This is a genomic window from Novosphingobium sp. 1529, from assembly GCF_040544855.1.
Lineage (GTDB): Bacteria > Pseudomonadota > Alphaproteobacteria > Sphingomonadales > Sphingomonadaceae > Novosphingobium > Novosphingobium capsulatum.
On sequence record NZ_JBEPKW010000024.1, the window covers coordinates 1 to 9,811 of the forward strand.

Below are 9,811 nucleotides of genomic sequence, written 5' to 3' on the forward strand. Positions count from 1 at the left end.
CAGATCGTTCTTCTCGGCCTCGGTCAGGACATGAAGCGGGGGCGGTGCCATGGGTAGTTTGAATCATCGCCTGCCCCCACGCGCAAGCCCTTTTTTGTTGATTGCCACTGAGAGTTGACCCGGGATTTCCATCGAGAAGTGACCCGGGTTGAGGTTATGTCCCGCGGTGCGGATTGTGGGTCAAGTGGGTGGTTTTTCCTTTCGTGGTTTTGGGGCTGCGGCGCTGCTGGCCCTGAAGCGGAAGCTGTCGTTTCCTGTCTCGAGGATATGGCAGTGGTGGGTAAGCCGATCGAGCAGCGCCGTGGTCATCTTGGCATCACCGAACACGCCGGCCCACTCGGAGAAGCTCAGGTTGGTGGTGATGATGACGCTGGTGCGTTCGTAGAGTTTGGAGAGCAGGTGGAACAGCAAGGCGCCGCCTGAGGCGCTGAAGGGCAAGTAGCCCAGCTCATCGAGGATGACGAGGTCGAGGCGGAGCAGACGCTCGGCCAGCTGGCCTGCCTTGTTCATGACCTTTTCCTGCTCGAGCGCATTGACCAGGTCGACGGTGGCGAAGAAGCGCACCTTCTTGCGGTGATGCTCGACCGCCTGGATGCCCAGCGCGGTGGCGATGTGGGTCTTGCCGGTGCCAGGACCACCGATCAGCACGGCATTGTGCGCGCCGTCGATAAACTCGCCACGGTGGAGCTGGCGAACCATGGCCTCGTTGACCTCGCTGGAAGCGAAGTCGAAGCCGGCAAGGTCCTTGTAGGCCGGGAAGCGGGCGGCCTTGATCTGGTAAGCGATCGAGCGGACCTCGCGTTCGGCGACCTCGGCCTTGAGCAACTGCGACAAGATCGGCACCGCGGTATCGAAGGCGGGAGCGCCCTGTTCGATGAGATCGCCGGCGGCCTGGGCCATGCCAAACATCTTCAGACCGCGCAGCATGACAACGACGGCGGCGCTGGCGGGATCATGACGCACGGGCGGTCTCCTGGCTGCGCAGTGCATCGTAGCGTTCGACATTGGCCTTTGGCTCACGCTGCAGGCTCAGAGCTTGTGGCGCATCGATCCTTGGCGGGGTGCCGGCTTTGCCGTCAGTCAGCCGGTGCAGGATGTTGAGGACGTGGGTCTTGGTGGGAACGCCAGCTTCGAGCGCCAGTTCGACAGCGCACAGCACGGCCTGTTCGTCATGCTGGAGAACCAGGGCCAGGATCTCGACCATCTCGCGATCACCGCCAGGGCGCTTGAGGAGATGGCCTTGCAGTTGTCGGAACGCTTCGGGCATCTCGAGGAACGGTGCCCCATTGCGCAAGGCACCCGGCTTGCGCTGGACCACCGCCAGGTAATGGCGCCAGTCGTAAACCGTCCGGCCCGGCAGATGATGCGACCTCTCGATGATACGGTGATGCTCGCACACGATCCTGCCTTCGGCGGCCACGACAATCCGGTCGGGATAGACCCGCAGGCTGACCGGCCGGTTGGCGAAGGATGCCGGCACGCTGTAGCGGTTGCGCTCGAAGTGGATGAGGCAGGTCGGCGAGACCCGCTTGGCATGCTCGACAAAACCGTCGAAGGTCCGCCCCAACGGCATCAGGCTGGCGACCTCATCGGCCCAGGCATCGGCGATCGTACCGGGCAGCACGCCGTGCTGGATCTGGCTCCATTGCTCGATGCAGCGTTCCTCGAGCCAGGCATTGAGCGCCGCCAGATCGGGGAAACTGGGCAGTGGCTGCCATAACCGGCGCCGGGCATCCTGAACGTTCTTCTCGACCTGGCCTTTCTCCCAACCGGCAGCCGGGTTGCAGAACTCGGGCTCGAACAGGTAGTGGCTGGCCAGCGAGGCGAAGCGGGCATTGACCTGTCGGACCTTGCCGATGCCGATCCGATCGACCGCGGTCTTCATATTGTCGAATATCCCGCGCCGCGGAACGCCGCCCAGAACCCGGAATGCCTGGGTCAGGGCATCGAACAGCATCTCGTGGGTCTGAAGCAGATAGGCCCTGACGATGAAGGCGCGGCTGTGCGACAGCTTGGTATGCGCCACCTGCAGCTTGGTGCGCTCGCCGGCGATGATCGCCCAGTCCTCGCTCCAATCGAACTGGAACGCTTCGCCCGGCATGAACGCCAACGGCACGAAGGTGCCACGGCCGCTGGCCTGGGCGTCGCGCTGACGATCAGCCTTCCAGTCGCGCACAAAGGCCGCGACGCGGTTGTAGGAGCCGTCATAGCCCAGCACCACCAGATCGGCGTGCATCTGCCTGGCCGTGCGCCGCTGCTTGCGCGACCGGCTCGCCTCAATCCGCAGCCATGCCGATAGCTTCTCGGCAAACGGGTCCAGTTTGCTCGGTCGCTCGGGAACCTTGAACCTCGGTTCCACCGTCCCGGCCCGCAGGTATTTGCGGATCGTGTTGCGCGACAGCCCTGTGCGCCGCTCGATCTCCCGGATCGGCATTCCCTCACGAAAATGCCAGCGCCGAATTACGCTCAATAACGCCATGTCGATCACTCCATGGTCTCCCGGCTTGCAAGCCTGGGAAACGATCAGAACATGGGTCAAATCTCAGTGGAAATTACCGCCCTCCCCGGGTCAACTCTCAGTGGCAATCAACACAAAACCCGCACGCCGTCCCTCTTGACCGAACCGGACAAAGCCGAAATCATCGCAGCGTGAAAATCAACAAGGCACCCATGAGCGAACCACACCGACTGTCCGGGACTTAGCGAAACGCTCGTCCGCGATTTTGCGAAACGCCTGTCCAGAACTTCTGAAATGCGCAGCCCCTACGGCTCCAACGGTTCCAGCGATTGTAGACCGTCGTCGAAGGGCCGTATTCGGAAGGACAATCCGCCCAGCGGCCACCGCACTTCAGCATGTGGATAATGCCCGAGATCACTCGCCGATCATCGACCCGCCGCGCTCCGGGCTGGTTCTTCGGCAAGTGCGGCTCGATCGCAGCCCAGGCTTCATCCGACAACCAGAACAACGAACGCGACATCTCCAAAGGTCTCCTCCTTCAACGGAGACCCTCTGAATCAATGCACGCGCTGATTTTCAAGAGGATGATTGGGTTTGAACCCTAGATATCGCGAGTGGCGCAGCACCTCGCGCAGATCAGTTGATGGTTTGCGCCCACGCTTTGGTCGTACCGGTAGGAATGGCCGGGAGATTTCCTGCTCAGCATCTGGCAGTTCGGTCGTCTAACGCTTGGCGCGTTTGCCATCTCCAACCATCCCCTGACGGTTCGCTCTGGACCACATCCCAAGCTGGAATCCCACCAACCGCTGGCACTTAGCGCATTATCAGGCCAACTTTCAGGCCTCATCCTGTTGCAGTGAATGAGATGGGGTGGCGCGGTTCTTCTGGATAAGACTCTTTCAGAAGCCAAGTCCCGCATCGACGGCCAGCGTCATAAGGGCCTTCCCGCAAACGCCCACCGTCAGCGTGGGAGCCAATTGTGTCACTTAGCTTGGGCCGCGTGAAAATTGTGCTTTGAATTTATTTAAAATATTGAAGTGCAACAATATTTTAAAATTTTCCAAAGACTCGACCAAATTGGTGATAAAAGTTAAGACATGGTAAATAGCGCGGTGGGAGTTGTGGCCCTCCATTTCCGGCGAAGCTCATAATTGTAACCAAATCGTCACTAATCTGATTGGCTGCATCAGCGATCATCGCATCATACGGATAAGTGAGGGCTAAGCTGAGTGGATTAACGCGATCAAAGGTTGGTCGCTGTGGCCATTTGCCTGACTTGCGAAGCAATGGGGATCGAAGGTGAAATCCGACGAAAATCTGATCAAGGTCTGCGGCGAAATCGACGACACACTGCGAGGCCTTGTGGCCCTTGCCGATCGCTTCCATCTGACTTTGGTGGCCGCGAATTTGGAACTTGCGCGTGACGCTGTCACTCAACAGGTGGCAGAAATTGCTTCGTTAACCTTCCCCGAGCGGGCGAACGCGAATGCCCTCACGAGTACCAAAAAAAATTAAAAGCTTAATCAGCTATTTGGAACTTATCTTCAGGTTTGAGCCAAAAGGGCAATAGACTCTTGCTTGCAGAAAATTAACGTAACATTCACTTGACATTCAAGCCTGGGGATTGGGCTTGAATGGTCGAGGCGAGCATGGTGGGCGTGACCCATCAAGTTAGATAGCGGGGGGGGTATGGGACTGCTGTCGGAAAACGCAGGATTGTCCGCGACGAGAAATCCACCTTGTGCGGCGAACGCAAATGACAACGCCGTCAAGCAATGGATGGAGTTCAAAGACTGCAAAGAGATTGCCAAGGCTTTTTATCGCTTTAGGCGTCGGAGAGATGATATATTCCCTGAAGGAATATTTGCGGATCCAGCTTGGGATATCCTTTTGGATCTGTATATATCCGAAGTTGAGGGAAAAAAGATTAGTATTACTAGCGCATGTGCAGCTGCTTGTGTTCCAGCAACAACTGCTCTGCGATGGCTGAGCGTTCTTGAGGAGCGTGGTTTAATCGTCCGGATCGATGATCCTAACGATAATCGGCGATCATTTGTAAGAATAACCGGCGATGCAGTATACAAGATAACAAATTTAATTTCTAAATTTTGATTTCACCGATTTTGCCACCCCAATACATTTGGGGTGGCAAAATTATTTGTATCTATTATGAATGCGGGTTGGCGAGTTTGACTGGAATTCGGTGGTGATGTGAATCGGCGCAAACGGTGTCTGCGTCACATCCTCTGCGAATTTGACCTTTCCGCGCTTTGGGTCGTAAAAGCTAATGGAAAGCTAACGGGGCCCAGTACGGAACTCAGGTCGATGGCCTCGTAAGCATGGGCAGTAGCCTGCAGCTACCCGGTTTGCTGGTTGAAAGCCGGACTGCGGCCGACAGGGTTGTCGAACCTGGGCCGTTTGGCGGCTGCGGGCGCGAGGCGGCGTTGACCATGCTGGAGCGTCTGGACGGTTGCCACCGCATCACGCTGGGCGCCGAAGCGAAGTTCAGCGAAGCTACAAAGCCTACGACACCGCCGATTTCGTCGCCAATCTGCGCGCGTTGAACGTGACGCCCCATGTCGCACAAAACACCGCCAACCGGCGCTCGGCCATCGACGGCCGCACCACCCGGCACACCGCTGTGCCGCCAGCATCCGTATCCACAAGCGGATCGAGGGAGTCTTCGGTTGGCCAAGACTTGCGGCAATCTACGCAAGACCCGCCACCGAGGGCTCCCACGTGTGGGCTGGGCCTTCCTCTGACCGCTGCGGCCTACATCTGGTGCGCCTGCCAAAGCTGCTGGCGACAGGATAAATGCGCCCGGTGCGCGCCAAATGGCAGGTGAAAGGCCCGCATGGGCGCGCATCAGACGAAACAACGGGGCTCAGCCCCGCCGTGCATCGCATCAACGGGGTATGAGGGCCGCCAGACAGAGCCTATTTCCACAGCCTGTTAAAACACTAGGGATCATTCACTGCGCGCGACCATTGGCGTCGTTCGGCCATCGCCATAGCTCGGCGGCTTGTGTTTGGCATCTCCTGTAAATGCTGTTTTAAATTTCCCCATAAGTGCTGGCGTATACGCCGCCCCTCGCGCAGGTTCAGTTCCTCGGCCAGCAGATCGTCGATGGCCTCGATGGCGCTGATCTCGCCCTTTTCCAGCCTGCTCAACGTGTGATCGAGCGTTTCAAGGGCGCGAGCCATGTGCAGGGCCAGTAGGCTCTGCCGGATGCGTTCGGTAACCGACATCATGCGGCACCTTTGGCATTGAGGCTGGCCAGGCGTTCACCCACCGCGCCGTAAAAGGCCAGAGAGCGCTGGAGCATCGGCAGCGCCGGTGTCGCAGGCAACATCTCGGCGCGCTTCACCGGCGGGGCCTTGCGATGCCCTGGCTCGATCCGCTTGCGGTTTTTGCCTTCCAACACGGGATGCCGGGCGATGAGTTGCCCCTCCTCGAAGATCCGGACCTCATGGGTATGGTGCTGGACCTCAACCACGCGAAGGCGGGCGGTGTCGGGCACGCTGTAATAATTGCCGGCCACTGCGACCATCCCCTCGCAGCTGATCCGCCGCTCGACGGTCAGGACCGCATCGTAGCGCAGGGCCGGCAATGGGCGCAGATGAGGCTGCTCCTCCGCAAAATGCTCGCGCACGATCCGTCCCGTGGTGGCATGCTGCCTGGCGTTGGCGGTGTCCGTGCGCCAGACATCGAACTGGGCGTTGAGATCATCGAGGGCTGGCAGGCCTTGGGTGCGCTGCCATAATGGGCCAGCAGCGCCACCAGCGAGGCATTGTAGGTCACCACGCCGGCAGCATCCTCGCCGATGACGGCGGTCTTCATGCGGTCATAGAGGATTTCCGTGCAGCAGCCCGCCATCGCCTCAAAGGCAGCGATGTGGCAGCGCATCACCGTTTCCAGCCCCTGATTGGGGCAGAACCGCCCCCATAGCCAACGGCTGTGCCCCAGCACCATGCTGAACAGCCAGACTGTCAATCGGCGTCCAAACGGGACCCACTATCGGCGTGCAAAAGGGTACCACCTGTCGCGATGGCGTGGCGTTGATATGGGGCGCGGATTTCGCGCTGGCGCTGGCGTAGGGAGGGCGTAGCCCGACCGGAGGCAGCGCCAGCGCGAAGCAAATTTTTGTCGGGGTTTGGGGCCGGGTCAGTTGCGGTGTTTGAAGCGCCAGCTGTCGTTGCCGGTCTCGATGATATCGCAATGATGTGTGGTGCGGTCGAGCAGCGCGGTGGTCATTTTGGGGTCACCGAACACCGTGGGCCACTCGCCGAATGCCAGGTTGGTGGTGATGATCACCGAGGTCGTTTCGTAAAGCTTGCTCATCAGGTGGAACAAGAGCTGGCCGCCGGAACGGGCGAACGGCAGGTAACCCAGTTCATCGAGTACGACGAGTTCGATGCGGCTCAACTGGGCAGCGAGAGCGCCGGCCTTGCCGATGCGCGCTTCATCCTCGAGCCGGGTGACCAGATCGACGGTGTTGAAGTAGCGGCCACGCGCGCCGGCGCGAACCACGTTGGCGGCAATGGCGATGGCGAGGTGCGTCTTGCCGGTTCCGGTGCCGCCGACCAGCACGATGTTGCGCCTGCCGGGCAGGAATGATCCGGCGTGCAACGCGCGGACCAGGTCCTCGTTGATCGGTGTGCCGTCGAACACGAAGGCATCGAGGTCCTTGATCACCGGCAGCTTGGCGGCGCTCAACTGTCTCCACAACCAACATCCCGATCTCGCCACCTGGAAAACCAGATCGCTGCCTAAACCATCGGAATGGTGGTTCCCTTTTGGACGCCGATCACCCCGCTATCCGGGCCCTTTTTGCACGCCGATCCACACCCTCAGTCCTATCACCTGCCCGCCCTTCCTTCGGCATCAGCAGGGGTAAATGTGCCGCGTGATCGTCATGGGGGCATGCCCCCATGACGATCACGTGCAGTCCTCAAACTGGGGAATTTTCAACCAGCACATTTGGGGAGATTACGACCAGCACTCACATCTCCAACGCAGCAGCCGGTGTCTCCTTGCCTGTTTAGCCGCTCACCGAATGCCGCGCCGTCACGTAAACACGCCTTATCCCTAACGTGTCGATGCCGGCGTGACTTTTAAATGTTCTAATTAGACCAATGCTTTGTGCGGTAACTATTTGGGCGGATCGGGGCGGGGAATAGTTAACACCGGAGGCGCTGGGCTATGAAAACGGCCGTATGCTCTTTAGTGCAAGCTATAGAGCGCCACCTGCCAAGAAGGGCGCGAAATCTCGCTCGTCGATAGTTGGCGCAAGATCACAGCGATGCCGTCCTTTGGGGGTGCCATATGCTCGATTGGTTCGAAAAAGAAGCACCGATTCGTAAGAAATTCCAATTTTTGTCAATTGTTTATGCGTCTCTTTCCGGCCTTGGATTCTTGGCCACAGTTTTAGCGGTTACGGGTTTGTCCGGTACGGCGGCGATCGGGTTGGGGCTGGTCTCCTTTGCTGCAACAATCACGACGACGCTCGTCGCTACCGATCGCATCTGTCGACCTTATGTTGACACCGTGCTTCGAATGGAAGCACTTGCCATTGGTGACACGCAAAGCGAAATTGCTTACACCGAGTATCGCGATTGCGTCGGACGGATGACCAAAGCGATGGCATCCTTCCGGGACAATGCCAATGCGATTCGCCGTGCTCGTGAAGAGCAGGAACAGGTAGTGAACCTGCTCAAGAACGCGCTTCGTGCACTGGCCGACAGCCGGCTTGATTGCCAAATCGACGTTCTGTTTCCCGAATCGTATGAAGAATTGCGCGGCGACTTCAACCGCGCAGTGACTTCGCTCGCCCAAGCCATCGTCAGCGTGAACCAGACGGCGCTGACGGTCATGACCGGGGCTTCGGAAATTAATTCAGCGTCTGACGACCTGGCGCGCCGAAACGAGCAACAAGCTGCGAGCATTGAAGAAACCGCAGCAGCCTTGAGTCAAGTCACGCTGGGCGTCAACGCCATGGCCCAGTCAGCCACGGGGGCGCAGCAGACCATTGCGCGGACCCATGAAGAAGCTAGCACTGGTGGGGCGGTCGTCGAGCAGGCGGTCGAAGCCATGGCTGCCATTGCTACTTCGGCAGACGAGATCAGCAGCATCGTGGGCTTGATCGACGGGATCGCGTTTCAGACGAACCTGCTTGCGCTCAATGCGGGCGTTGAGGCAGCGCGCGCCGGCGATGCCGGCAAAGGTTTTGCCGTCGTTGCGAACGAGGTCCGCGCTCTCGCCCAGCGTTCGGCAGACGCTGCCCGGGATATCCGTACCCTGATTTCCACGTCGAGCGAGCAGGTGGCTGCGGGGGTAAACCTCGTGGGCCAAGCCGGTACGGTGCTTTCAAGCATTGTGGACCGGGTCGGCGAGATAAACGAGATGGTCGCAGACATTGCGCGCAGCGCTCATAGCCAGGCGGTCAGTTTGCAACAGGTCAATACCGCTGTGACCGAGGTGGATCGCGTCACCCAGCAGAATGCGGCCATGGTGGAAGAGTCGACTGCGGCCGCTCGCTCACTCTCGCAGGAGGCACGCGAGCTTGCCGGTGTCGTTCAGCATTTCGTCACCGGCAGCAATAAGCCTGATCAAGAACTCGGAGTTGTTACGAACCGTGTTGCGCCCGCTCCAGTGGGCATGCCAACGTATCAATCTGTCGGCATGGCCGCTTTGAAGGTTGTTGGCGCCCAGGATTGGGCTGAATTTTAGCTATTGGCCGATCTGACGGGGACGACTGTCGCGCGACGATCTGGATGAGAAAGCGCGACAATCAAGATGAGAATCCGGTGTGTCGGGACCGGCGCAGGGCGTAGCCCGTAGCCGGTCCCGACACACCGGAGGCACTCTTTGCTGAGTGCCTGTGATGGTCGTAGCGGCCGCTATGCATCGGGTTTTCCGGGGAGGAGGACTTGGCGTGTGGCCGGCCGACACATCAACGATCATCAAGTGAGACTTTTCATGACTAACAGGCGTAATGACCCTGTCGTCCTGGCGGCGGCGAAGGCCGGGTTCAGTCCGGCGACGGGCTATCGGGTTTTGCAGGACACCCGGCTGCCATCACAGCAGCAAGCACCGCGCAGCCGGCGCCGACCCAATCCCCTTGCTGGTATTTTCGATGAAGTTGTGGTGCCGATGTTGGAGGCAGTCCCGGGCCTTCGGCCCATAGCGATCTTCGAAGAACTGCGGCGCCGATATTCTGAGACGGAGTTCGGCTCCCGGCGAACCCTGGAGAGGCGCATTACTGCGCACGCGGGCAGGTCGAGAACCTGATCAAGCGCCACAAGGCCCAACTCGCCAGCGACCGTACCTCGTGCCGCTCGGCAAACGCCAACC

Annotated in this window: 8 protein-coding genes and 4 pseudogenes; 6 read left to right on the forward strand and 6 right to left on the reverse strand. The window is 59.4% G+C overall.

The genetic code is table 11. The features are described 5' to 3' along the window. Nucleotides 1–180: 180 nt before the first annotated feature. From istB (ABIC78_RS21095) to ABIC78_RS21105, 3 genes and pseudogenes are all read right to left on the reverse strand, one after another. The gene (istB, locus tag ABIC78_RS21095) at nt 181–963 is read right to left on the reverse strand and encodes an IS21-like element helper ATPase IstB (protein ID WP_354491877.1); all 783 of its coding nucleotides are present in this window, start codon (nt 961–963) and stop codon (nt 181–183) included. After that, on the reverse strand, nt 953–2,479 hold the full coding sequence (istA, locus tag ABIC78_RS21100) for an IS21 family transposase (RefSeq protein WP_354491884.1): 1,527 nt from the start codon (nt 2,477–2,479) through the stop codon (nt 953–955). Before istA ends, istB (ABIC78_RS21095) begins: the two co-directional genes overlap by 11 nt. A 259-nt stretch (nt 2,480–2,738) precedes the next feature. Continuing rightward, nucleotides 2,739–2,978, reverse strand: a pseudogene (locus ABIC78_RS21105) (transposase); the annotation flags it as partial. Nucleotides 2,979–3,757: 779 nt separating this feature from the next. Between ABIC78_RS21105 and ABIC78_RS21110 the strand changes: the two are divergent. The 4 genes and pseudogenes from ABIC78_RS21110 to ABIC78_RS21120 form a co-directional block, all read left to right on the forward strand. Continuing rightward, complete coding sequence (locus tag ABIC78_RS21110) at nt 3,758–3,973, forward strand: hypothetical protein (RefSeq protein WP_022675840.1); 216 nt, start codon at nt 3,758–3,760, stop codon at nt 3,971–3,973. Nucleotides 3,974–4,147: 174 nt separating this feature from the next. Next, complete coding sequence (locus ABIC78_RS21115; protein ID WP_171799730.1) at nt 4,148–4,570, forward strand: MarR family winged helix-turn-helix transcriptional regulator; 423 nt, start codon at nt 4,148–4,150, stop codon at nt 4,568–4,570. A gap of 227 nt (nt 4,571–4,797) precedes the next feature. Continuing rightward, the gene (locus ABIC78_RS21520) at nt 4,798–5,022 is read left to right on the forward strand and encodes a hypothetical protein (RefSeq protein ID WP_370525496.1); all 225 of its coding nucleotides are present in this window, start codon (nt 4,798–4,800) and stop codon (nt 5,020–5,022) included. After that, nucleotides 4,977–5,272: pseudogene (locus tag ABIC78_RS21120) on the forward strand (IS5/IS1182 family transposase); the annotation flags it as partial. The gene ABIC78_RS21520 and the pseudogene ABIC78_RS21120, both read left to right, overlap by 46 nt. 146 nt (nt 5,273–5,418) lie before the next feature. On the opposite strand, the gene ABIC78_RS21125 reads toward ABIC78_RS21120, so the two are convergent. The 3 genes and pseudogenes from ABIC78_RS21125 to istB (ABIC78_RS21140) form a co-directional block, all read right to left on the reverse strand. Next, nucleotides 5,419–5,709 (reverse strand): hypothetical protein, encoded by a 291-nt coding sequence (locus ABIC78_RS21125; RefSeq protein WP_305082212.1) that lies wholly within the window; start codon nt 5,707–5,709, stop codon nt 5,419–5,421. Beyond that, nucleotides 5,706–6,110: a Mu transposase domain-containing protein gene (locus tag ABIC78_RS21130; protein WP_354491879.1), complete on the reverse strand. Its 405-nt coding sequence runs from the start codon at nt 6,108–6,110 to the stop codon at nt 5,706–5,708. Before ABIC78_RS21130 ends, ABIC78_RS21125 begins: the two co-directional genes overlap by 4 nt. 512 nt (nt 6,111–6,622) lie before the next feature. Then, nucleotides 6,623–7,177, reverse strand: a pseudogene (gene istB / locus ABIC78_RS21140) (IS21-like element helper ATPase IstB); the annotation flags it as partial. A 606-nt stretch (nt 7,178–7,783) separates the two neighbouring features. Between istB (ABIC78_RS21140) and ABIC78_RS21145 the strand changes: the two are divergent. Both ABIC78_RS21145 and ABIC78_RS21155 read left to right on the forward strand, forming a co-directional pair. Further along, nucleotides 7,784–9,187 (forward strand): methyl-accepting chemotaxis protein, encoded by a 1,404-nt coding sequence (locus tag ABIC78_RS21145; protein ID WP_171799731.1) that lies wholly within the window; start codon nt 7,784–7,786, stop codon nt 9,185–9,187. Nucleotides 9,188–9,717: 530 nt separating this feature from the next. Then, nucleotides 9,718–9,811, forward strand: a pseudogene (locus ABIC78_RS21155) (transposase); the annotation flags it as partial.

What these genes read in the sequence shown, in the direction of transcription:
- istA (WP_354491884.1), bottom strand. Translation starts at nt 2,479, where the DNA reads ATGGCGTTATTGAGCGTAATTCGGCGCTGGCATTTTCGTGAGGGAATG.
- ABIC78_RS21115 (WP_171799730.1), top strand. Translation starts at nt 4,148, where the DNA reads ATGGGACTGCTGTCGGAAAACGCAGGATTGTCCGCGACGAGAAATCCA.
- ABIC78_RS21520 (WP_370525496.1), top strand. Translation starts at nt 4,798, where the DNA reads ATGGGCAGTAGCCTGCAGCTACCCGGTTTGCTGGTTGAAAGCCGGACT.
- ABIC78_RS21125 (WP_305082212.1), bottom strand. Translation starts at nt 5,709, where the DNA reads ATGATGTCGGTTACCGAACGCATCCGGCAGAGCCTACTGGCCCTGCAC.
- ABIC78_RS21145 (WP_171799731.1), top strand. Translation starts at nt 7,784, where the DNA reads ATGCTCGATTGGTTCGAAAAAGAAGCACCGATTCGTAAGAAATTCCAA.